This is a genomic window from Helicobacter salomonis (assembly GCF_900197775.1).
Lineage (GTDB): Bacteria > Campylobacterota > Campylobacteria > Campylobacterales > Helicobacteraceae > Helicobacter > Helicobacter salomonis.
The window spans coordinates 50,635-71,594 of sequence record NZ_FZMA01000007.1 but is presented as its reverse complement, the minus strand read 5'-3'; the positions used below and the strand labels follow the sequence as shown (position 1 = coordinate 71,594).

22 protein-coding genes and 1 tRNA gene are annotated in these 20,960 nt (G+C 46.2%); 16 read left to right on the top strand and 7 right to left on the bottom strand.

Annotated features, from left to right (window positions below; all coding sequences use genetic code 11):
• Position 1: 1 nt before the first annotated feature.
• The 3 genes from C6H04_RS02230 to rpoD are packed head-to-tail and all read right to left on the bottom strand — an operon-like array spanning position 2 to position 3,607.
• Positions 2–1,300, bottom strand: coding sequence for a C40 family peptidase (locus C6H04_RS02230; protein ID WP_438940237.1), 1,299 nt, complete (start codon positions 1,298–1,300; stop codon positions 2–4).
• Positions 1,287–1,742, bottom strand: coding sequence for a low molecular weight protein-tyrosine-phosphatase (locus C6H04_RS02225; RefSeq protein WP_104732200.1), 456 nt, complete (start codon positions 1,740–1,742; stop codon positions 1,287–1,289). The genes C6H04_RS02230 and C6H04_RS02225 overlap by 14 nt, the downstream gene beginning before the upstream one ends.
• The gene (gene rpoD, locus C6H04_RS02220; protein ID WP_104695108.1) at positions 1,739–3,607 is read right to left on the bottom strand and encodes an RNA polymerase sigma factor RpoD; all 1,869 of its coding nucleotides are present in this window, start codon (positions 3,605–3,607) and stop codon (positions 1,739–1,741) included. The genes C6H04_RS02225 and rpoD overlap by 4 nt, the downstream gene beginning before the upstream one ends.
• Positions 3,608–3,721: 114 nt before the next feature.
• Here rpoD and tatB point away from each other — a divergent pair, with 114 nt between their 5' ends.
• The 16 genes from tatB (at position 3,722) to C6H04_RS02140 (ending at position 15,568) form a co-directional block, all read left to right on the top strand.
• On the top strand, positions 3,722–4,123 hold the full coding sequence (tatB, locus tag C6H04_RS02215) for a Sec-independent protein translocase protein TatB (protein WP_104732210.1): 402 nt from the start codon (positions 3,722–3,724) through the stop codon (positions 4,121–4,123).
• Positions 4,116–4,820 (top strand): twin-arginine translocase subunit TatC, encoded by a 705-nt coding sequence (gene tatC / locus C6H04_RS02210; RefSeq protein WP_104695109.1) that lies wholly within the window; start codon positions 4,116–4,118, stop codon positions 4,818–4,820. The genes tatB and tatC overlap by 8 nt, the downstream gene beginning before the upstream one ends.
• Positions 4,817–5,842, top strand: coding sequence for a tRNA preQ1(34) S-adenosylmethionine ribosyltransferase-isomerase QueA (queA, locus tag C6H04_RS02205; protein WP_104732199.1), 1,026 nt, complete (start codon positions 4,817–4,819; stop codon positions 5,840–5,842). The genes tatC and queA overlap by 4 nt, the downstream gene beginning before the upstream one ends.
• Complete coding sequence (gene rsmG / locus C6H04_RS02200; RefSeq protein ID WP_104732198.1) at positions 5,839–6,366, top strand: 16S rRNA (guanine(527)-N(7))-methyltransferase RsmG; 528 nt, start codon at positions 5,839–5,841, stop codon at positions 6,364–6,366. The genes queA and rsmG overlap by 4 nt, the downstream gene beginning before the upstream one ends.
• A 3-nt stretch (positions 6,367–6,369) precedes the next feature.
• Entirely contained in the window at positions 6,370–6,579 is a 210-nt protein-coding gene (locus tag C6H04_RS02195) for a PP0621 family protein (protein WP_104695112.1), read from the top strand.
• On the top strand, positions 6,579–6,965 hold the full coding sequence (locus C6H04_RS02190) for a hypothetical protein (protein WP_104695113.1): 387 nt from the start codon (positions 6,579–6,581) through the stop codon (positions 6,963–6,965). Before C6H04_RS02195 ends, C6H04_RS02190 begins: the two co-directional genes overlap by 1 nt.
• A 27-nt stretch (positions 6,966–6,992) precedes the next feature.
• Positions 6,993–7,080 (top strand) — tRNA-Ser (locus C6H04_RS02185).
• Positions 7,081–7,218: 138 nt separating this feature from the next.
• Positions 7,219–7,932, top strand: a complete 714-nt coding sequence (gene ureA, locus C6H04_RS02180) for an urease subunit alpha (protein ID WP_104732197.1) — start codon at positions 7,219–7,221, stop codon at positions 7,930–7,932.
• Between the two features lie 10 nt (positions 7,933–7,942).
• Positions 7,943–9,652, top strand: coding sequence for an urease subunit beta (gene ureB, locus C6H04_RS02175; RefSeq protein ID WP_104695115.1), 1,710 nt, complete (start codon positions 7,943–7,945; stop codon positions 9,650–9,652).
• Positions 9,653–9,803: 151 nt separating this feature from the next.
• Positions 9,804–10,391, top strand: coding sequence for an AmiS/UreI family transporter (locus C6H04_RS02170; protein ID WP_104695116.1), 588 nt, complete (start codon positions 9,804–9,806; stop codon positions 10,389–10,391).
• Between the two features lies 1 nt (position 10,392).
• Positions 10,393–10,920, top strand: coding sequence for an urease accessory protein UreE (locus C6H04_RS02165; protein WP_247598879.1), 528 nt, complete (start codon positions 10,393–10,395; stop codon positions 10,918–10,920).
• A 2-nt stretch (positions 10,921–10,922) separates the two neighbouring features.
• Positions 10,923–11,600, top strand: a complete 678-nt coding sequence (locus C6H04_RS02160) for an urease accessory protein UreF (protein ID WP_104732196.1) — start codon at positions 10,923–10,925, stop codon at positions 11,598–11,600.
• 21 nt (positions 11,601–11,621) lie between these two features.
• Positions 11,622–12,221 carry an urease accessory protein UreG gene (gene ureG, locus C6H04_RS02155; RefSeq protein WP_104695118.1) on the top strand — a complete coding sequence of 200 codons (600 nt, stop codon included), beginning with the start codon at positions 11,622–11,624 and terminating at the stop codon, positions 12,219–12,221.
• A complete protein-coding gene (locus tag C6H04_RS02150; protein WP_104732195.1) occupies positions 12,221–13,036 on the top strand; it encodes an urease accessory protein UreD in 816 nt (271 codons plus the stop codon). Before ureG ends, C6H04_RS02150 begins: the two co-directional genes overlap by 1 nt.
• A 52-nt stretch (positions 13,037–13,088) precedes the next feature.
• Positions 13,089–14,498 carry a COG3014 family protein gene (locus tag C6H04_RS02145; RefSeq protein ID WP_104695120.1) on the top strand — a complete coding sequence of 470 codons (1,410 nt, stop codon included), beginning with the start codon at positions 13,089–13,091 and terminating at the stop codon, positions 14,496–14,498.
• Between the two features lie 575 nt (positions 14,499–15,073).
• Positions 15,074–15,568 (top strand): hypothetical protein, encoded by a 495-nt coding sequence (locus C6H04_RS02140; protein ID WP_104695121.1) that lies wholly within the window; start codon positions 15,074–15,076, stop codon positions 15,566–15,568.
• A gap of 9 nt (positions 15,569–15,577) precedes the next feature.
• Here the strand turns inward: C6H04_RS02140 and C6H04_RS02135 are convergent, their stop codons facing one another.
• Genes C6H04_RS02135 through gltS form a run of 4 tightly spaced genes read right to left on the bottom strand, consistent with a single transcriptional unit; the run spans position 15,578 to position 20,911 of the window.
• Positions 15,578–17,968, bottom strand: coding sequence for a heavy metal translocating P-type ATPase (locus C6H04_RS02135; protein ID WP_104732194.1), 2,391 nt, complete (start codon positions 17,966–17,968; stop codon positions 15,578–15,580).
• Positions 17,961–18,671, bottom strand: a complete 711-nt coding sequence (locus C6H04_RS02130) for a tRNA1(Val) (adenine(37)-N6)-methyltransferase (RefSeq protein WP_199766049.1) — start codon at positions 18,669–18,671, stop codon at positions 17,961–17,963. Before C6H04_RS02130 ends, C6H04_RS02135 begins: the two co-directional genes overlap by 8 nt.
• Positions 18,641–19,657 (bottom strand): dihydrofolate reductase family protein, encoded by a 1,017-nt coding sequence (locus C6H04_RS02125; RefSeq protein ID WP_104732209.1) that lies wholly within the window; start codon positions 19,655–19,657, stop codon positions 18,641–18,643. Before C6H04_RS02125 ends, C6H04_RS02130 begins: the two co-directional genes overlap by 31 nt.
• Before the next feature lie 24 nt (positions 19,658–19,681).
• Positions 19,682–20,911 carry a sodium/glutamate symporter gene (gene gltS, locus C6H04_RS02120; protein WP_104695911.1) on the bottom strand — a complete coding sequence of 410 codons (1,230 nt, stop codon included), beginning with the start codon at positions 20,909–20,911 and terminating at the stop codon, positions 19,682–19,684.
• Positions 20,912–20,960: the final 49 nt, after the last annotated feature.

Here is a 20,960-nt window from a genome sequence, read left to right as displayed (position 1 = left end):
ATTAATGTGCGGCTAACTTTAAACTGTATTCGTAAAGATCTGACATCGCCTCCACGCGATCGATGAGCAATCTCGTTTTGGAAGAGGCATTTTTGTTCTCTTTGCCTAGCTCCAAAGTAGTGATCACAGCCCTGCCAATATTATAAGTGCGCGTAGCAGATTCACCTACTGAAATTGCCCAGATATTATGCGCCACGATGGCTTTATGTGCATGGGTGCCCAAATAGAGCATGATATGTCCTCTAAGCCAGAGGATGGTTGCAAAAGGAGTGGCATGCTTGATGATATAAGCCTCTTTTTTCGGAGCTGACATAGAGCTTAGATCGACCATGTTATTAGCATAGCGCACTTGAGCCAGCGAGTTTCGAGGTAATAAAATGCCAAAACTCGCAAAACTATCTCTAGTGAAAGCTGAACAATCACGCTTCTGTTCTGATCCACCCCAACCATAGGGCTGGCCTAGCATGGTGTCAATAACAGCCGCCATCACGCGCGCGCTCAAAGGGCGAGGAAAATTTGTAAAATATTGTGGCTGAATTGGGGTGGGGACGAGTTTGGCAAACCCGCGTGAATCCTTGGCATAGGTGTAGACCTGGTGGCTCCTTCCGGGTACTTTAGCCAAAATCTCTCCCATGTGGGCGTAAGCAAATGGCTGTTGGCCGTGATTATAGAGGGGGACTTTATCTTGAAGTGGGGTGATGTAATTTTTAAGACCCATAAGTTTTTGCATGGTGTGCGGTTTGACTAAAGCTAGATGGGCAACTTTAACCCAGCCATAGACAAAACTGCTCTGGATATGCGCGTAGCTCTTGTCTGTGTTGTAATGAGTGATGAGCACAGGTGTGCCCGCAAAAATCAGTGAATTTTGCCAACGATCAAAAGGAGCTCCGGTTTTGTTGATGTAATAAGGTTTATCTGTAGGGGCTGCGCGCACATTGGCATCTTCTATGATAATGGCTTTGAGTGCAACACTGGGATAGTGTGCGGTTTCCATGCTCGCCCAAAGTGCATCGAGTGTTTTTGGATTATTAGGGCGCAGATATTCATCATAGCCTTGCGCTTTGAAGAGGTCCTGCATCCAAAAAACTTCATCGAAATCGCGCATAACCTCCATGCGCGTCCAAGGAGCATACCACTGCTCCAAATACGCATTTTTGAGTTTGGCCCTGTCTGGAATGGGTGGGGAACGCTTGGGAAGATAGTAACGTGCTTCTTGGGGAAGCTTGAGGTCTAAAAGTGTGTCCTCAGCGTGTAAGCCCAACACGATCAGACCAAGTAATAAAATCCTAAACATGGCAATGTGTTAACAACTCCCTTACGCCCTGCTCGATGAGGGAGTAAACGCGTTCTAAGTCTTGAACACGGGTGAAAGTGTAAGGATCGGGAACATCTATCCCCTTTAAACCAAAATCACCCAACTTGTAGATATGGGAGTGGGTGATACCTAAACCCTTGAGGGCTTGCACATTGCTAGAATCCATGGCCACAATCCAGTCGAAGTCATTGGCTAATTCTTGGGTAATGGGCTTACTTCTGAAAGGTGTGAGATCGACTCCATGCTGCTGGGCTAGTTGGATAATGGGGGGGTGAGCCGATTCACCCTGGTGAAATGCGGAGATTCCCGCACCATCTACGCACACACTAAGATTTTGTGCTGCGATGAGGTGCTGGGCAATCCCGCGTGCCAACATGGAGCGACAGATATTACCCAAGCACAAAAACAAGAGACTTTTAGGTTTCATATGCGCAAATAACTGCGGAGTAAGCGACCATATTGCGGGCTACGCAATTTTTTGATCGCGCTACTCTCAATTTGACGCACCCGTTCCCGCGTTACATTGAGCTCTTTGCCAATCTCTTCTAGCGTGCGATCGCTCTCATCTTCAAGCAAACCAAAACGCATGCGAATCACAGATTTCTCGCGCTCGTTGAGCTGATCCAGCACCCCATCAATCTGGGCTTTCAAGTCCTCGCGCATGATATGTTCCATAGAACCCACGACCTTATCATTCTCCACAAAATCCCCAAATTTGCCATCGTCGTCATTGCCCACAGGGGACTCTAGACTAATAGGTTCTTTGGTGATCTTGATGACATTTTTTACCTTATCCAAGGGTAAACCCACTTCCTTAGCCACCAAGTCCAAATCAGGCTCTTTGCCATTTTCTTGCACATACTTACGCATCACCTTGTTGATGCGGTTGATGGTATCGATCATGTGGATAGGGATGCGAATTGTGCGGGCTTGATCGGCGATTGCACGACTAATGGCTTGTTTGATCCACCAAGTAGCATAGGTCGAAAAGCGGTAATTCTTCTCATGTTCGAATTTATCCACTGCCTTCATCAACCCGATGTTACCCTCTTGAATCAAATCCAAGAAAGGCAGACCACGGGAAGTATAACGCTTGGCAATGCTCACCACAAGGCGTAAATTGGAGCGCGCCATTTTATTCTTAGCCTTGTCAGAAATGAGTTTCCCGCGTTTGATTTGCTCTAAAATCTCTTTGAGTTTGCCCGGCTCTAAATCAAAGCCATCCTCGCTAGCTTCCTTGGTTTGGAAAAGCTTTCTGATCTCCATGTAGCTGCCAATCATGGTGGCTTCTGGGATCATGGCCGCAATCTCCTCCTTGCTCATGTGCGTGATATTCTTCAAGATATTCTTGTGATTCTCGATCAAAGCCTCGTTGAACAAAGATAGCCTGTATTCCAAGCGTTTTAACTCTTTTTCAAATCCATCTCCACTTTTGAGAGAGGTTTCCATAGCCTTAACAAGCTCCCCGATGAGCTTACTGGTGGGACCCAAATCGTAGAGTTTTTCTTTCAGTACCCGGCGTTTGTAGGCTAGAGTGAGGGCGTGTAGCAGTTCATCCTCTTGAGCGGGGGTGTTGAGTGCTTTAAGCCACTCTTTTTTAGCCTTGCTCAAAGCCTTAAAACTTTCAATGACTTTCTCCACGCGCTTGCGATCCTTTTCTGAAAGATTCTTCTTTACCTCGATGGTGTCCTCGTCTTCATCTTCCAACTCGCCTTCTTCTTCTTTTTTAGTGCCCGCTTCATCGTCATCAAAGTTCCTGAAAAGTTCTTTGACGCGTCTCTCGCGGTTAATCAGCGCGTCTTTGTAGTTATAGATGAAATCGATCAAATAGGGCACAGAGCAGATCGCATCCAGGATGATATTCTCTCCCAATTTAATCTGTTTACTGAGCTCTACCTCTTCTTCTTTGCTAAGTAAGGGAATCTCACCCATTTCGCGCAAATACATGCGCACAGGGCTATCACTCCTAGACCATTCTGTGAGTTCTTTTTCCTTGATGAAGTCCAACCCTTCATCGGTGTCTTCCTCAAGAGCTTTGGATTTTTTGCGTGGAGTTTTGCGCTCCATGGAGAGCGAAGTAAGGGCACACTCCGAAGAATGCACAAAGCATTTACCGTATTTGAGAGCGAGTTCTCTAATTTTCTTAACCTGAGAAGAGGTAGGAATTTTTTGAAACACATCCAAGAGGCGTTCGTAAGAAATATCTTTTTCAGATTCCTTAAAGATTTGTTCAAGTTCTTCTTGAAAAGTAGTTTTTGAGGAGTTTTTGGCGGGTTTATTGGGTTTTTCCATAGAAAGATCCTAATCATGCAGATGTGAGTGTCAAACTACAAAAAGAGTAAACAGCTTCATTATAATAAAGATTAACTTATGAAAGTATTAAGACTAGCAGGCTATAATGCGCGCATGTTTGGAATAGGTTTTTTTGAACTTATGGTGATCTTAGCGGTTGCCATTATCTTCCTAGGGCCGGAGAAATTTCCCCAGGCAGTGGTGGATTTGGCGCGTTTTTTCAAGGCGGTAACAAAAACACTCAACGACGCTAAAGAGACCTTAGATCAAGAGTTACGCATAGAAAACTTAAGACAGGAGAGTTTGGGGTATAAAAAGCTCTTTGAGGAAGAGCAGCACAAATTAGAAAATACTTTCCATAAAGAGCTTAAAGACCTCCAACAAGTGCAAGATGATCTCAAAACCAGCATCGCACATGCCAATCCCCTAGACGCACTATCTGGCGAGGTGCAGGCCGATGAACCCCCCCCTCCCAAAGTGAGCCTAGAAAAACCCCCAAAGAAATTAGATGTTTGAAGACTTAAAGCCTCATCTTGAGGAATTGCGTAAGCGTTTGCTGATTTGTATCGCGGTGTTAGTGGGAGCGTTCATTCTCTGTTTTAATTTTTGGGATCATATCTTTGCATGGATCAGAGCCTCTTATGCGGGCAAATTGATCCAAATCTCCCCCATTGAGGGGGTGATGGTGGCAATCAAGGTGAGTTTTTTAGCCTCTTTGGCACTGGCCATGCCCATCATTTTTTGGCAACTTTGGCTTTTTGTCGCCCCCGGACTTTATAAGCATGAAAAAAAGATGGCTCTTCCCTTTGTCTTCTCTGGTACAGCGATGTTTGTCATAGGTGCATGCTTTGCTTACTATGTCGTTTTCCCCTTTGTGATTCACTATTTAGCTAACTTTGGAAGTGCGGTTTTTGAAGCCAATATTTCGGCCTCTAGCTATGTGAGTTTTTTTACACGACTGATTTTAGGCTTTGGCGTGGCGTTTGAGTTGCCCGTCTTGGCTTTCTTCCTGGCTAAAATGGGCTTGATTACAGACGCAACTCTCAAAGCCTATTTCAAATACGCGATTGTAGTAATTTTCATTATCGCCGCCATCATCACTCCCCCCGATGTGATGAGTCAAATCTGCATGGCTTTGCCCTTGATCGGTTTGTATGGCCTCTCCATTTTGATTGCTAAAATTGTCAATCCAGCTCCTAAAGAAACTCAATGACTAGCATTCCTCCAGAGTTTTTGCTCTCCAGTTACCATTATGACTTGCCTCCTGAATACATCGCCTCCACTCCTCTGCTGCCCCCAGAGCAAGCCAAACTTTTGGTGTATGAGCGCGCTACTGGACGCATCACTCATAGCTCTTTTGCCCATGTCTTTGACTTCTTTCCCCAAAACGCACTCGTAGTACTCAACGACACTAAAGTCATCAAGGCGCGCCTCTACGGATACAAAGCTAGCGGGGGCAGGGTAGAACTCTTGATACACAACCCCCATAATCTCTGCTACTTTAACGCCCAAATCAAGGGACGGATTTCTCAAGGGAGCATGATTGATTTGGGGCAGGGGTATTCTTGTGAAGTGCTCACCCCTCCCTCTAATTTGCGCCAAGTGTGTTTTCACCACCACCAAAAACCCCTAAAATGGGAAAAGGTGTTAAACATGCTCGAACTTCTAGGACATATGCCCATCCCACCCTATCTCAAGCGCGCCGACACACCCACAGACATACAAACTTATCAAAGCGTCTTTGCCAAGCATCCCGGAGCCATTGCTGCCCCCACCGCCTCGCTGCATTTTTCAGAACGCGCCAAAGAACACCTTTTAGCCCATTTCCAACACGCCTTTTTGACCTTGCATGTGGGAGCGGGCACCTTTGTAGGTGTGGAGTGTGCCGACATTAGAGAACATCCCATGCATTCTGAGGCGTTGTTTATCCCTGAAGAAACACAACGGGCTTTAGATCGTGCGCCCTATATTCTGTGTGTGGGCACAACAGCCCTTAGGGGAGTGGAGCATTATAAGCGTGGGGAGGCACTTAAACCTTGTGATTTGTTTTTGCATCCAGGTAACCCCGTTACCCACGCTCAAGCCTTGTTAACAAATTTTCATCTGCCTAAATCCACTTTGATCATGCTAGTGGCTTCCATGGTGGGTTTGTATAAATGTTTAGAGCTCTACAAAATCGCCATAGAACACAAGTATCGCTTTTATTCCTATGGCGATGGAATGCTCATTTTATGAATCAAGCTTTACTGGATCACTTTGGTGTGTTATTACTAGAGTGGAATCGTATCCACGCCTTAAGTGGGGCAAAGGATTTAACCCAGATTCAAGCCCAAATTGTGGATAGTGTGCGGGTGTTGGATTTTATCCGGCCTTTTAAAACTTGTTTAGACATAGGGAGCGGAGCAGGCTTTCCTGCCATTCCTCTAGCCATTTATTGCCCTCACGCGCATTTTTTTCTTGTAGAGCCCAATGCTAAAAAAATTGCCTTTCTTCACCATGTCAAAATGGCCTTGGGCTTAGAGAATATCACGCTCAAACGCGCGCGTATCCAAGAATTGCTCCCCATGTCTGTGGAGCTCATCACTTCTAGGGCATTGATGGGCACACAAGAGCTCATCACACTTTGCACGCCCTTTTTAGAGTCGAGGGGGCATTTCTTATTCTATAAGGGGAGTTTGCTGGAACAAGAGATCACATGTTTGTCTAGTGAGCGTTTTTACTATGGTAAACGAGTGTATTTTTATCGCCAAAAGGAATGAAATATGAGATTTTTAATTGCGCTATTGTTAATCGGTTGGATTATTTACCTCATCTCTAAGGTTTCCAAATTCTCCAAATCCTCTAAAAAACAAGATGGAGTAGAAAACCTGGTCGAATGCGTGGTTTGTAAAACCTATGTTTCTAGTCAAGAGGCGATTATTGCTCGAGGGCGTGTTTTTTGTAGCCAACACTGCTTACAAAAGGGGGACTAATGCTGATTTTTGGACATCCAAAAATTCCATGCCCTATATTCAAAGCTATTACCACCTTCAATGAGATCACCCATAGCACTAACGACACTATTGTATATTTCCATGCCCATTTAGAAAACGCTTGCGAGCTTGCTGAGCATTGCACTACAGAGCGAGTGAAATACGCGGTGGTCGTGTCTAATGCCTACGAGCTTGCCTTAATGATCAACTTCACGCCTGCCTACATCATCGCCCCTATGCAAGCCCAAGACTTCCAAAGCGTGGCCAATGATTACCTTTTGGATTCTAAGATTCTCGCCCCTATTAGCACTCAAGAGGAGATCACCCAAGCCCTGCACATGCGCCTAGATGGAGTGATTTTTAAAGAGTGGCTCACACACGCTTAAGCTAGATCGTGCTAGAATGCGCGCTTTGGAGAGATGTCCGAGTGGTTGAAGGAGCACGCCTGGAACGCGTGTAAGGTGCAAGCCTTCAAGGGTTCGAATCCCTTTCTCTCCGCCACTTCTTCGTAAGATAAACAAAGAATAAATAATATTATCTAGTCGTTTAAAAATGTTAACAAAAATTAGAAAATTTTAGACTACAATCCGCCTTGTTGATAGCTTGGGCTACCAATAGAAATTCAATAAGGAGTTTAGGATGAAACTAACCCCCAAAGAGCTAGACAAATTAATGCTCCACTACGCGGGCAGATTAGCAGAAGAACGCTTGGCGCGTGGCGTGAAACTCAATTATACCGAAGCGGTGGCACTCATCAGTGCGCGTGTAATGGAAAAAGCGCGTGATGGCGATAAAAGTGTGGCAGATTTGATGCAAGAAGGCAGGACTTGGCTAAAAAAAGAAGATGTGATGGATGGCGTAGCACACATGATTCACGAGGTGGGGATTGAAGCTAATTTCCCCGATGGCACCAAACTTGTTACCATCCACACTCCCGTAGAAGACAATGGCAAGTTAGCCCCAGGCGAAGTCTTCTTAAAAGATGAAGACATTACCATTAACGCCGACAAGGAAGCCATTACCCTAGAAGTGGAAAACAAAGGTGATCGTCCTGTGCAGGTGGGATCACACTTCCATTTCTTTGAAGTCAACAAACTCTTGAACTTCGATCGCGAAAAAGCTTTTGGCAAACGCCTAGACATCGCTTCAGGGACAGCTGTGCGCTTTGAGCCGGGTGAAAAAAAGACTGTCGAGTTGATCGACATTGGCGGGAATAAACGCGTCTATGGCTTTAACTCTTTGGTGGATCGTCAAGCCGATGCCGATGGCAAAAAATTGGGCTTGAAACGCGCTAAAGAAAAAGGCTTTGGGTCTGTGCCTGCCTGCTGTGAAGCGACTAAAAGTAAACAATAGAGGAGAAAGCATGAAAAAGATTTCACGAAAAGAATATGTATCTATGTATGGTCCCACCACTGGAGATCGTGTCAGACTAGGCGATACCAACTTGATTTTAGAGGTGGAACACGATTGCACCACTTATGGCGAAGAGATCAAATTTGGAGGCGGTAAGACTATCCGCGATGGGATGAGTCAAACCAACAGCCCCAGCTCTTATGAGTTGGACTTGGTGCTCACCAATGCTTTGATCGTGGACTATACCGGTATTTACAAAGCCGACATTGGAATTAAAGATGGCAAAATTGCAGGCATTGGTAAAGCAGGCAATAAGGACATGCAAGATGGCGTAGATAACAATCTTTGCGTGGGCCCTGCTACAGAAGCATTGGCTGCTGAAGGGCTGATTGTTACAGCGGGCGGGATTGACACCCACATTCACTTCATTTCTCCCCAACAAATTCCTACTGCTTTTGCCAGCGGGGTAACCACTATGATTGGTGGGGGTACAGGTCCAGCTGATGGCACCAATGCAACCACGATTACTCCCGGACGTGGCAATCTTAAAAGCATGCTCCGCGCAGCTGAAGAATACGCCATGAATCTAGGCTTTTTGGCTAAGGGAAATGTCTCTTACGAGCCCTCCTTGCGCGATCAGATCGAGGCAGGTGCCATTGGCTTTAAAATTCACGAAGACTGGGGTAGCACGCCCGCAGCCATCCATCACTGCTTGAATGTTGCCGATGAATACGATGTACAAGTGGCTATCCACACCGATACCCTCAATGAAGCCGGTTGTGTGGAAGACACCCTAGAAGCCATTGCTGGGCGCACCATCCACACCTTTCACACTGAGGGCGCAGGGGGAGGACATGCTCCAGATGTCATTAAAATGGCAGGGGAATTTAACATTTTGCCCGCCTCCACTAACCCTACCATTCCTTTTACCAAAAACACCGAAGCCGAACACATGGACATGTTAATGGTATGCCACCACTTGGATAAAAGCATTAAAGAAGATGTGCAGTTCGCCGATTCAAGGATTCGCCCCCAAACTATTGCCGCTGAAGATCAGCTCCATGACATGGGGATTTTCTCTATCACTAGCTCTGACTCTCAAGCTATGGGACGCGTAGGCGAGGTCATTACGCGCACTTGGCAGACAGCGGATAAGAACAAAAAAGAATTTGGTCGCTTGAAAGAGGAAAAGGGCGATAATGATAATTTCCGTATCAAACGCTACATTTCCAAATACACTATCAACCCCGCTATCGCGCATGGTATTTCTGACTATGTAGGCTCTGTGGAAGTGGGCAAATACGCCGATCTCGTGCTTTGGAGCCCCGCGTTCTTTGGGATTAAACCCAACATGATTATTAAAGGTGGCTTTATCGCGCTCTCTCAAATGGGCGATGCCAATGCCTCTATCCCCACTCCTCAACCCGTCTATTACCGCGAAATGTTTGGCCACCATGGCAAAAACAAATTTGACACGAACATCACTTTCGTGTCCCAAGCAGCTTATAAGGCAGGCATTAAAGAAGAACTAGGGTTGGATCGCGTCGTATTGCCAGTGAAAAACTGCCGCAATATCACCAAAAAGGATCTCAAATTCAACGATGTTACCGCGCACATCGAGGTTAATCCTGAAACCTATAAAGTGAAAGTAGATGGCAAAGAGGTAACCTCTAAAGCGGCCGATGAATTGAGTTTAGCGCAGCTCTATAATCTGTTTTAAACCGCTCAAGGAGGGGGATTTATACAGAGGGAGGGGCAGGATTTGAGGGGGTCATTGATTTACTTTGCTGGTTTATAATGGACGCAAGAGTTGTTTTTTTTCGGGTTTTTGCCTGCACTAAAACTCTCAAATCTTTGCCAAAAGGATGGTAATGTTAGGTCTAGTGTTGTTGTATGTTGCGATCGTGTTGATTAGCAATGGTGTGTGCGGATTGATTGGGTCGGACCCCAAGAGCAAGGCCGTGATGAACTTTTTTGTGGGTGGGCTCTCGATCATATGTAATATTGTGTTTATTGCCTATGCGACTTTCCACCCCACTGCGCCTGTAGTGGGTAGCGAAGATGTAGCCCAAGTATCGCACCATTTGATTAACTTCTATGCTCCTGCAACTGGGTTATTGTTCGGTTTCACCTACTTGTATGCAGCTATCAACAATATTTATAACTTGGATTGGAAACCCTATGGGTGGTATTGTCTTTTTGTTGCCATCAACACCATTCCTGCGGCTGTTCTCTCACATTATAGCGATACCCTGGTGACTCATAAAGTTTTAGGAATCACCGAGGGGGATTGGTGGGCCATTATTTGGTTAGCTTGGGGTGTGCTTTGGTTCACTGGCTGGATTGAATGCGCTTTGGGTAAAAGCTTGGGCAAATTCGTTCCATGGCTTGCTATTATCGAGGGGATAGTTACCGCTTGGATTCCCGCTTGGTTGCTCTTCATCCAACATTGGGTATAAAATGATCCGCGCGCAAGCCATTTTGGGGAATGTGCATAGACATCCTAGCTCCAAAGAGCTAGACTATATCGATTTGGAATGGTTTGATACCCAAAAGAGGATGGGGCGTTGGGTATCACGCGCGGGGGTGGAGATCGCTCTCAAGCTTGACAAATCTCCCTTGATGGGTTTGTGCGATGGAGATATTTTATTTGAAGATATAGATCGCGTTGTGAGCGTGAATATTCTGCCTACTGAAGTGATTTGTGTCTACGCGCGCGATTATGCGCAAGTGGCTAGGATTTGCTATGAGGTGGGCAATCGCCACGCCTCTCTTTACTATGGCGAGCAAGATTTGAGTTTTGAAACCCCATTTGAGAAACCCCTACAAGTTCTCTTTGAAAAACTGGGGGCAAGGTATGAGGTTTTAAAAAGCAAATTGGACGGCTCTAGGCGCATAAGCGTGAGCGCACCCCATGCCGATCCGCTGGGTGTGAGCGCACCTTTGAAATTCCAAGATAGCGATCAGCTCGTTATTATTAAAAGATAAACATGCAAACAGATTTTCTACTTCTCCAAATCAACGATGCCATGTTTCCCATTGGCAGCTACACCCATTCTTTTGGGCTAGAAACCTATATCCAGCACAAAGAGGTTTTTGACAAGGCAAGTGCACTGGCCTATATGCGCGCATTCCTCAGCACACAATTTCTTTATAGCGATTTACTTAGTCTAAAATTAGCCTACACCTATGCCAAACAAAACGCGCTCCAACCTTTGTTAGACATAGAAGAGCGTATCGCACTAGCCACCCCGCCCCTAGAATTACGCAGCGCAAATCAAAAGCTAGGGAGTCGTTTTTTAAAAACTCTCATGGCACTAGATCTACCTCCCCATGCTTTCTTTAATACCTACTCCCAAGCGAGCACTATCCCTACACATGCCACTGCTTATGGGGTTTTTTGTGCCTGCTTTGATTTAGATTTGGAGATAGCTCTAAAACATTATCTTTATGCGCAAAGCTCTAATGCGGTCATCAACTGCGTAAAAACAATCCCTCTAGCCCAAAATGACGGGCAACGCATTTTGCTAGCCTTGCAAGCGAGCTTTGTAGAAATTTTGCAAAAGCTAGAAGAGTTGGACGAGTCGTATTTATGTGCAGCAAGCATTCATAACGACATCAAAGCGATGCAACACGAACATTTATACTCCAGACTTTACATGTCTTAATACTACCAAGAAAGGACAATTATGGTTAAAATAGGGGTTTGTGGGCCTGTGGGCAGTGGTAAAACAGCGTTGATCGAAGCGCTCACCCGCGCGATGAGCCAAGAATATAGTATTGGAGTGATCACTAATGATATCTACACTAAAGAGGATGCCGAGTTTTTATGTAAAAATTCGGTCATGCCTAGAGAACGCATTATTGGGGTAGAAACAGGAGGGTGTCCGCACACGGCTATTAGAGAGGACGCGTCTATGAATTTAGAGGCGGTAGAGGAATTGCATGCTAAATTCCCCGATATTGAACTCATGTTTATTGAGAGTGGGGGAGACAATCTCTCCACCACTTTTAATCCCGAACTAGCCGATTTCACCATCTTTGTGATCGATGTGGCTGAGGGGGATAAAATCCCACGCAAAGGGGGTCCAGGTATCACACGCTCAGATTTGCTCATTATCAACAAGATCGATCTAGCTCCCTATGTGGGGGCAGATTTGGGCGTGATGGATCGCGATTCTAAGAAAATGCGCGGTGAGAAGCCCTTTTTATTTACTAATATCCGCTCTAAAGAGGGCTTGGATTCTGTAATTGGCTGGATCAAAAAATACGCGCTTTTAGAAGAGTAATGGAACACAAGACTACCTACGCCCAAGCCTCTAAGCTGTATTTGAGGACGGCTATTGGGGCGCATGGGCGGTGCATGATCGCTGATAACCATTTCACTCCCCCCTTTAAGCTCATGCCCCCTTTCCATGAAAAGGATTCTTTGGATGAGATCATGCTCTTGGTCGTGGGAGCAGGCATGCTCAAAGGAGATGCGCAGGATATTCAGATTGAAATAGGCAAGGGTTGCCAACTCAAACTCTCTTCTCAGAGTTTTGAGAAAATCTTTGATACCGAAGATGGCTATGCCAGCCGTGATACACATGTGGTGGTTGAGGAAAACGCACTTTTGGATTTTTCCCCCCTGCCCATCATTCCCTTTGCCAACGCGCATTTTAAAAACCACACCCAGATCGTGCTACGCCCCAACTCTGAGCTACTCTACAGCGAGATCATGGCTGCAGGACGCATCGCACATGGGGAAGCCTTCGCCTTTAATAAAATTCACTCCACACTTGAGATTTGCTATCAAGACTCCTACAATTCCCAACTCCTCTTTGTAGACAACACTATCTTAGACCCCGCGCGCATGGATTTAACCAACCCGTGCATGTTCGATCGCTATACCCACTATCTCAACATGGTTATTTTTACCAAGCGCCTACAACAAGGGGCGATTCAAACCCTCTTAGAAGAGTCTAAACTCAATAGCGGGCTTAGTGCTTTGCCCTCTCGCCTGCCCCAAGAATACCGCAGTCTTTGCCTCAAAGCACTTGCTTCTGGTTCTGAACCCCTGCTCGCCCTGCGCCAAAACATATCGCAACTTTTATTGGATTAAATGTTTCTTATTTTAGCTATACTCGCAGCTTCAAATCATGTGAGGAGTGTTTATGAAGACACGGGTTGGGATTTATGGGTGTATGGCTTTAGGCGCACTCTTATTGGGCTGTGCGCACACGCAGAGTCGCGATCAGTTACCGCGTTTCCATGCCAGCTATTACGCCAAGCAGAACCAGCAAGCCGATAAATATGCTAAGGACATCATAGCTAAGGACACTAAGCAATTAAACACACCCCTATGGCAATTGCAAGATGGGGTGAACGAGTTTATGATGGGGAATTACAAGGGGTCTTTAGAAGTCTTAGATCAGGCCAATAAAGTCTTTGACACCCACTACAGAAGTTTAGAAAAGGGCATTGCAAAGTTGGGAGCGGCTACTTATGGAAGCGCAACCAATATTCCCTATGAAGGGCATATGTATGAATGGGAATTGACCAATTACTACATGGCCCTAGACTACGCGTTTATGGGAAATCTCCAAGATGCTAGGGTGGAATTTAACCGCACTTTGGATCGCCAGCGCCGTGTTAAGGAAGTTTACACCAAGGAAATCCAAAAACATTTAGACAAAATGAATGCAGATGCTAAGCAAAAGGATGCAGGTAAGTTGCAAAGCATGACGGCCAGTTTGTCTGAGTTCGATCGGCAGTTGAGCAGCCGTTACTCCAATCTCAAGCAACTAGAAGCTTATGATGGCTTCATCAACCCCTTGGTGAGCTATGTTGCCGGCTTATTCTATGGGGTGAATGGGGATCATGGTAAAAGTGTGGATAGTCTTAAAGAAGCCTATGCTATCAGCAAAGCCCCTCTCATCGCTCAGGATATCAAGCGCTTTGAAAAACATTCCACAGATAAGATGACCTGGGTAATTATAGAGGATGGTGCACAGCCCACTTTGGAAGAGTATAAAAATGCCACATTCAATTACGCTCTACCTCTCTTGAAACAGGGGAAAAATTTCCACACTAATTTTGAGCTCTCCACAGGGGGCAAGAATCAGCGCTTTGAAATCCTATCTCATTTTGATGGTGTGGTGCAAGCGGAGTATCAAAAAACCTTGCCTGCCATTAAGACTCGTGCGATCACATCGGCTATCTTAAAAACGGGTACAGAAGTTGCGTTAAAAACAGCAGGGGAGATGGCTCCAGGTTATGGAGGTTTAGCAGCGGGTTTAGCCGGGTCTATCATGCATGCTACCAACAAAGCCACCACCGCAGCTGATACCCGTAGCTCCACGATTTTTCCTAACACAGTTTGGGTAGCAAGCTTGGAAAACAAGAGTGCAAGAGCAAGCAGTTTCAGTGTCAGCATCGATACTTGGAGCAAGCGGTTCACATTAACCACATGTAATGCCAACATGCGCAAACAGGATAATCAAGTTTGCAATAATACCAATAACATCATCTTCATCCGCAGCTTTGAGGGCAGTAATCAAAATATCAAGGTCTTGTCGTTTTAGAGCTATGGATCAATCCCTGATGTTCAATAGAATGTCAGGGTTTTTCGCACCTCAGAGTGATGACTTTGCAAGGTATAATCTACTGCCAGGGAGGCTCAAGATAGTGAGTACTACCAAATGGCTATAGAGCATTTTCAAAAAGCGGAAGATATGGGCGATTCACATGCGTATACTGCGTTATCAAATCTGCTTAACCTACTTGGACAACTTAATGGAATACAACAAGGCAAAGAAGCAACACCATGCCAAATTGCCAAATAAACCCGCGAACATGGTGATTACGCTAGGGCTCTAGAGTATTTGCAAGAAGCAATTTAGCAGGAGGATACTCAAACTGCGGAAGCTTACTATCTATTAGGGCAGATGCACTATAGCGGACAAGGCGTACCAAAAGATGATATTAAGTTTAAGCAGTGCTTCGAAAAATCAGCCTCTATGTGGCATACGAGGACTTTTGATGGGTCGGATTTAAAGAGACATTTTATTTAAATTATTTGAAGAGAGAATATGCACAATCCACAATCTTGAGAATTGGTATTAGTGGATGAGGAAAAATATGTAAAAGGAGTTTTCTAATGGCAAAAATTACAAGCTTAGAAAGGTATGCTAAACTCGGAGCTGTTTTGTATTGTGATATACGCTTTTGGGTTGCACATTCGGGTATTTACGTTGGGGATAATCTCATCGCAGAAGTAACCAACAAGGATGGCAAGGCTTACATTAGATATGCCCATCCCCGCCACTTTTTGACACGCTTAGAAGATGAAAGAGAGGGGAAGCTCAAAGAGGGTGGAAAAATTTATATTGCCTGCGGTAAAGATGGCAATTCGCTTGGTTCAGAACAAGTAGCTCAAAGAGCTAAAACAGCTGTTGAAAGTGCAAGGAGTAAGGCAAGAGGCAAAGAATACGCTTGGATTGCTATTGATAATTCTGAACTAAATTGCCATAAATTCAGCACAGGATGCTTACTGGGCAATTTTAAAAATGAATGTTGGGATTTTAGTTGCCTAGAAAACAAGATTCGTGGGACTTACGGCGAATTTAAATGGCTTCATGTGGAGATCGGCTAGCTATTAATTTTAACCCCGCAACCTAAAACTATTCCCCACCACTAACAGAGAACTTAGACTCATGCTTAGGGCAGCTAAAGGGGGGTTAATGAGCCCACACACCGCGCAGGGGATGAGTAAAGCGTTGTAGAGCGTGCTGATGAGCAGGTTTTGGCGCACGCGCTGGTGGGCTTGTTTGGCGATGACAAAAGCATTCAGCACGCTTTTAAAAGAGGTATTGAGCAAAATCACATCGCTATGTAGCAGGCTCAAATCATGCCCCTCACACATACACAAAGAAACCTGACTTTGCGCCAGAGAGGGCGCGTCATTCATCCCATCGCCTACCATCGCAATCATTTCTCCCCGTGCTAAAGCCCCTTGGATATGGGTCAATTTCTGCTCTGGGCTTAGGGGGGCATGGCAGGCAATGCCCAAGTTCTGGGCAATGCGATGCACCTGCACGCTAGAATCCCCACTTAAAATCTCTATTTCTAGCCCCATTTCTTGCAAGGCGCGCACACTCTGCACGCTGTCTGGCTTTAGGGGGGCGTGCAAGTTAAAGAGGGCTTTAATCTCTCCATCTTCGCTGTAGGCAAAGTGGCTTTCTTGAGATTGCTCCGCAATCTCTACTCCCTGCGCGCGTAAATACTCCACACTCCCCCCCAGTAAGATATGCCCGCCAATTTCCCCCCTCAATCCCCCTACCTCTTGGGTTAGAGAATCTAAGGGTGCGCTAGCTTGGGTGTTAAAGTTTTCTTGTGTCCACACACTCACTCCCTTAGAGACAGGGTGGGGGTTGTGCACGACTAGACTTAAGAGCCAATGAGGGTTGTAGTCCCTATAAACTTTATAATCTTGTACTTGGAGAGTGGGCATAGTGAGCGTGCCGGTTTTGTCCACAAAGAGTTTTTGCACTTTAGCCAGAGTTTCTAGGCTAGCGGCCTGTTTGCATAAAATCCCCTTCTTAAAAGCCTGATTAGTCGCTAAGACAAGAGCAATCGGGGTAGCTAGGGCAAAGGCGCATGGGCAGGCGATGATGAGCACACTCACACTAATCACTAGCGCGCGCTCCCACACCCCACCCAAGAATCCCCAGCCTAGCAAACTGACTAAAGTGATGAACAGCACGATTTGGGTGAAGCGGTGGGCAAGTTTGTCTGCCTGCATTTGGATTTGGGGCTTTTGGGTGAAACTCTTTTGGACCAAGCGCACCATTTGACTTAGAAAGGATTGCTTAAAAGGGGTGCGCACGCGGTAGACAAAACTCGCTCCTACATTGCTATAGCCCGAGAGCACGCTCTGCCCGGCGTGTAAGTCTAAGGGGGTGATCTCTCCATTGACAATTTGACTATTCACCTGTGCGTGTGCGCTCTCTAGCTCTCCATCTGAGGCGACACACTCCCCACTCAAAACCTCGATGCGATCCCCAATTTTTACCTCGGTCGGAGAAACTAGCACGCGCTCTACTCCCCCCTCTGTCTCGCGCAAGAGTAACACTTGGGAAGGCAGTGCGCCTTGCAAGCTATCTAGCAGGGTATTCGCCCGTATCTTGGCCTTGAGCTCTAAGAATTTAGAGATGAAAACTAAGGTGATGATCATGCTCACCGATTCAAAATAGGGTTCTTGGGCATGGAAAGTGGCATAAATCGAATAAAGATAGGTTGTGAGTGCGCCTAGACTCACGCTCAAATCCATGCCAAAAAAGCCGTTTTTGAGTCCGTAAAACGCCCCCTTTAAAAATGCCGCTCCCGTGATAAAGAGGGTTAGACTACTCAAAACCCACGAGGCGATATTGAGCTTAAAGCTCATGCTAGCGTCCATCCCCGAAAAATAACCCGCATAATTGGCAATGGCAATCCACATCACATTCATGGTAGAGAAAATGCCTACCACCAAAGCCACATAGTGGTGATAATGCGCTTTTTTGCCTCCGCTCTCGATTTTGGGATCAAAGACGCGCGCACGATACCCAATGGCCTCAATGGTACTCAATACTTTTGAGAGGGGGATATTCTGGGGGTCAAAGTCAATATAAGCCCTGTGTGTGGTGTAATTAACCTGCACCTTATTAACCCCTTCTTGTTTTAAAAGCACATGTTCGATGAGCCAAATACACGCCGCACAATGGATATTTTCTAAAATGAGCGCTACCTCTAGTCCCTCTTTGGTGGGGGTGCTAAAGGCCTCTAAGAATTGGGGAGTGTCATAGTGAGTAGAGATGGGGCTTTGTGGCTCTGAGATAGGCTGGAGGGTCTTATCTCCTAATTTATCATAGAAGTCCTCTAATTCTAAAGAATGCAGTAAAAAATACACGCTCTCACACCCCACACAGCAAAAATAGAGGTCCTGCTCGGGGGCTTTTTTGAGGGCGTGGGGGGGGTAGAGTAATTGACAATGCGCGCAGGGAATTTTATCCAAGTGTTGCCTTAATGCTGTAGGTCTGGGCATGGGCATAAATACTGGCCACCTCAGGAGTTACATCGCGCTGATCTTTGGAGTTATGCGTGATGAGTGGAGGTTGGACTTCTAGCAGGCTTTTAGAGCTCTTGCGCGCACAACAGAGTACAAGAGTGGCTTTTTTGTGTTTAAAGGGATGCACGAAGCGCATGCACACGGGGTTAAGTTTGGCGTTTTGCAGATGAAAAAGTAGAGTATCTGCTAAATTAGCATGGTAGCAGAGAATAAAATAACCATGGGGTTTTAGAAGGCTGTAAGCCTTGGCACACAGCGCGCTTAAGGGTAAAAAGCTTTGGTTGGTGGCGCGCGCAATTTGGGGGTTGGGGCTTTGGGGGCTGTTGAGGTGATAGTAGGGAGGATTGGAGAGAATGCAATCATAAGTTTCAAGGTTGGCATGTAAAAAATTATCACAGATCACGCGTGCATGGGAGACATGGATGCTATTTTGCTGGGCAAAAAAAGCCAGATTGGGATCGACCTCGATCAAATCTAGGGGGTTGCCCCATTCTCTAGCGCAGAGCAAACCCACCACCCCACAGCCCGCACCCACATCTAAGAGTTTAGCGCGTTTTTTGATAAAGGGGCGGGCGAAATGGGCTAAAAAGAGGCTGTCGCTATTGTAGGCATACCCCCCTAAGGGTTGGTAGAGCCGCAAGAGTGCCATGTGAGTAAGTCGTGATCTAAAATCTGGGCGTGTCGGGGGGTGAAGTGGGCCTGTGCGTGGTGGGGGATAGGGTGGTGGGGCTCTAGGGAAGCATTGGTGTGGGTTAAGAGCATATCAATGTGATCTTGCAGGCTGGCCAGCAAGTGCCACCCTCCCTCAATGATGTTAAAGCTGATATGCAGGGGTAAATCCTGCACGCGAGTGCATAGCTGGACTTCACGCCCGGGCACACTAAAAAGAGGTAGAGTGCGATCGATGATGGGGTTACGGCTCAAAATCGCTACATCGCAAAGGTGTTCTTGATAAAGTGGATCAGCGAAGCGGTGATCGAGCAGGGGGCGATCGGTGCGCGCGCTCTGCCCTGAGATAATAAGAGTTTGGGCGACTCCGCGTTGGTTGTGTGTGAAGGCTAGGCTTTTGTCCCCTGAAATCTTACCTTGATAATTTCCATCTAACCTTGTGGCAATCTTAAAGAGGTTGAACACCCCCTTAGTAGAGAGGCATTTAAAAGGGTAGAGCAAATCGTAGCAAGCGGGTAAGTCTAGCACCATGACTTCAATCCCTGCTTCTTGTAAGCGTTTTAGTCCACCCATCGCTTGGAGGTGTTGTTCGCGCGCACCCACAACCACGCGCTTAGGCTTGAGCGCGCATAGCAATGCTGCGCAGGGAGGGGTTTTGCCAAAGTGGTTGCAGGGTTCTAGGGTTACTAGAATGGTGCACCCTTCAAAGAGATCATTATGATTGTGGGCTAGAAAGTTGTAATTGGCTTTCTTGTCTAGGGGGTCGATGTCTTTAGGGAAGGGGGTGGGAGAAAGGGCATTAAAAGCTTCTCTTAGGGCGTGCACTTCGGCATGAGGGGTGTGGGCTTTGACATGGGTTTGCAGACTTAAAAGCTGGAAGTTTTGATCTAACACCATACACGCCACACTGGGATTAGGCAAGGCCAAAGTTTGTACCTCCCACGCCCTCTTTACGCAAGCATGCATTAAAAGAGAAAACAAGGCTCACCTTTAATGAAAAAAAGGCAGAGCTAAAAAGCTCTTGATCACCACGGCGTTAATGATATCCACAAAAAATGCCCCCACTAAGGGCACGACTAGGAAGGCGACATGGCTATGTCCATAGTGGGTGGTGATGGTTTGCATGTTCACCATGGCGGTTGGCGTTGCACCCAAGCCAAAGCCGCAGTGCCCGGCACTTAAGACCGCCGCATCGTAGTTTTTACCGCAAGCTCTAAAGGTAATAAAAATGCTATAAAGAATCATCACTACCACCTGCACACTCAAAATGATGATAATGGGCAAAGCTAAATGAGCGAGTTTGACTAAATCAATACTCATCAAGGCGTAGGCCAAAAAGAGATTCAAGCTCACATTCCCAATCACACTCACCTCGCGATCAAAAACCTTGTGGATTTTAAAATAAGAAAGCATATTGCGCAACACGACCCCCACAAACAAACACCACACAAAGGTGGGTAAAGTAACTCCGCCCACCTTAACATGCGCCATTTTAGAGATCAAAGTGCCCACCAATAGGGCAATACTCACTAGGGCCAGACTCTCTACAAAACTGCTCGCGGTGATGAGGCGCTCTTTTTTAGGAGTTTCAAAAGCACTGGGAGGTTCTTGTTCCATGCGTTCTTTGTCTTGCTGACTGGGTTCTAACTTGTATTTCTTGATGAGATAGCGCGCTACAGGTCCCCCAATGAGCCCCCCACTCACCAGGCCAAAGGTCGCGCAGGTGATGGACACTTCTAAGCTTTCTGCAAAATTATAGGGGGTTTTAACAAAAACATCTGACCATGCCGCGCTAGTGCCATGCCCTCCAATCAAGGAGATCGAACCTCCTAAAAGCCCCATCAAAGGATTAGCCCCAATCAGACTAGCAATCCCTACCCCTACGGCATTTTGAATCACCACAAACACCCCCACCACTGCTACAAAAATGCCCAACATTTTTCCCCCTTTTTTCAAGGAAGCAAAATCCGCACTCAATCCAATGGTGATAAAGAAAATGAGCATCAAGGGGGTTTTCAGCCCCGAATCGAGGACTAACTTAAAATCGTAAAATTTATGAGCAATCATGATCGCCAGGGCCACCAACACCCCTCCCACCACGGGCTCGGGGATGTCATAATCGCGCAAGAACTTAACTTTGGAGATGATCCAACGCCCTAACAACAACACCCCCACCATGCACACTAAAGTCCCGTAAATATCAAGAGTGATCGTTTGCATCAGCAACCCCGTTTAATTGAAGCGTTAAAATATTTAGCCTATAATAGCA

What these genes read in the sequence shown, in the direction of transcription:
- C6H04_RS02225 (WP_104732200.1), bottom strand. Translation starts at nt 1,742, where the DNA reads ATGAAACCTAAAAGTCTCTTGTTTTTGTGCTTGGGTAATATCTGTCGC.
- rpoD (WP_104695108.1), bottom strand. Translation starts at nt 3,607, where the DNA reads ATGGAAAAACCCAATAAACCCGCCAAAAACTCCTCAAAAACTACTTTT.
- tatB (WP_104732210.1), top strand. Translation starts at nt 3,722, where the DNA reads ATGTTTGGAATAGGTTTTTTTGAACTTATGGTGATCTTAGCGGTTGCC.
- tatC (WP_104695109.1), top strand. Translation starts at nt 4,116, where the DNA reads ATGTTTGAAGACTTAAAGCCTCATCTTGAGGAATTGCGTAAGCGTTTG.
- queA (WP_104732199.1), top strand. Translation starts at nt 4,817, where the DNA reads ATGACTAGCATTCCTCCAGAGTTTTTGCTCTCCAGTTACCATTATGAC.
- rsmG (WP_104732198.1), top strand. Translation starts at nt 5,839, where the DNA reads ATGAATCAAGCTTTACTGGATCACTTTGGTGTGTTATTACTAGAGTGG.
- C6H04_RS02195 (WP_104695112.1), top strand. Translation starts at nt 6,370, where the DNA reads ATGAGATTTTTAATTGCGCTATTGTTAATCGGTTGGATTATTTACCTC.
- C6H04_RS02190 (WP_104695113.1), top strand. Translation starts at nt 6,579, where the DNA reads ATGCTGATTTTTGGACATCCAAAAATTCCATGCCCTATATTCAAAGCT.
- ureA (WP_104732197.1), top strand. Translation starts at nt 7,219, where the DNA reads ATGAAACTAACCCCCAAAGAGCTAGACAAATTAATGCTCCACTACGCG.
- ureB (WP_104695115.1), top strand. Translation starts at nt 7,943, where the DNA reads ATGAAAAAGATTTCACGAAAAGAATATGTATCTATGTATGGTCCCACC.
- C6H04_RS02170 (WP_104695116.1), top strand. Translation starts at nt 9,804, where the DNA reads ATGTTAGGTCTAGTGTTGTTGTATGTTGCGATCGTGTTGATTAGCAAT.
- C6H04_RS02165 (WP_247598879.1), top strand. Translation starts at nt 10,393, where the DNA reads ATGATCCGCGCGCAAGCCATTTTGGGGAATGTGCATAGACATCCTAGC.
- C6H04_RS02160 (WP_104732196.1), top strand. Translation starts at nt 10,923, where the DNA reads ATGCAAACAGATTTTCTACTTCTCCAAATCAACGATGCCATGTTTCCC.
- ureG (WP_104695118.1), top strand. Translation starts at nt 11,622, where the DNA reads ATGGTTAAAATAGGGGTTTGTGGGCCTGTGGGCAGTGGTAAAACAGCG.
- C6H04_RS02150 (WP_104732195.1), top strand. Translation starts at nt 12,221, where the DNA reads ATGGAACACAAGACTACCTACGCCCAAGCCTCTAAGCTGTATTTGAGG.
- C6H04_RS02145 (WP_104695120.1), top strand. Translation starts at nt 13,089, where the DNA reads ATGAAGACACGGGTTGGGATTTATGGGTGTATGGCTTTAGGCGCACTC.
- C6H04_RS02140 (WP_104695121.1), top strand. Translation starts at nt 15,074, where the DNA reads ATGGCAAAAATTACAAGCTTAGAAAGGTATGCTAAACTCGGAGCTGTT.
- C6H04_RS02130 (WP_199766049.1), bottom strand. Translation starts at nt 18,671, where the DNA reads ATGGCACTCTTGCGGCTCTACCAACCCTTAGGGGGGTATGCCTACAAT.
- C6H04_RS02125 (WP_104732209.1), bottom strand. Translation starts at nt 19,657, where the DNA reads ATGCATGCTTGCGTAAAGAGGGCGTGGGAGGTACAAACTTTGGCCTTG.
- gltS (WP_104695911.1), bottom strand. Translation starts at nt 20,911, where the DNA reads ATGCAAACGATCACTCTTGATATTTACGGGACTTTAGTGTGCATGGTG.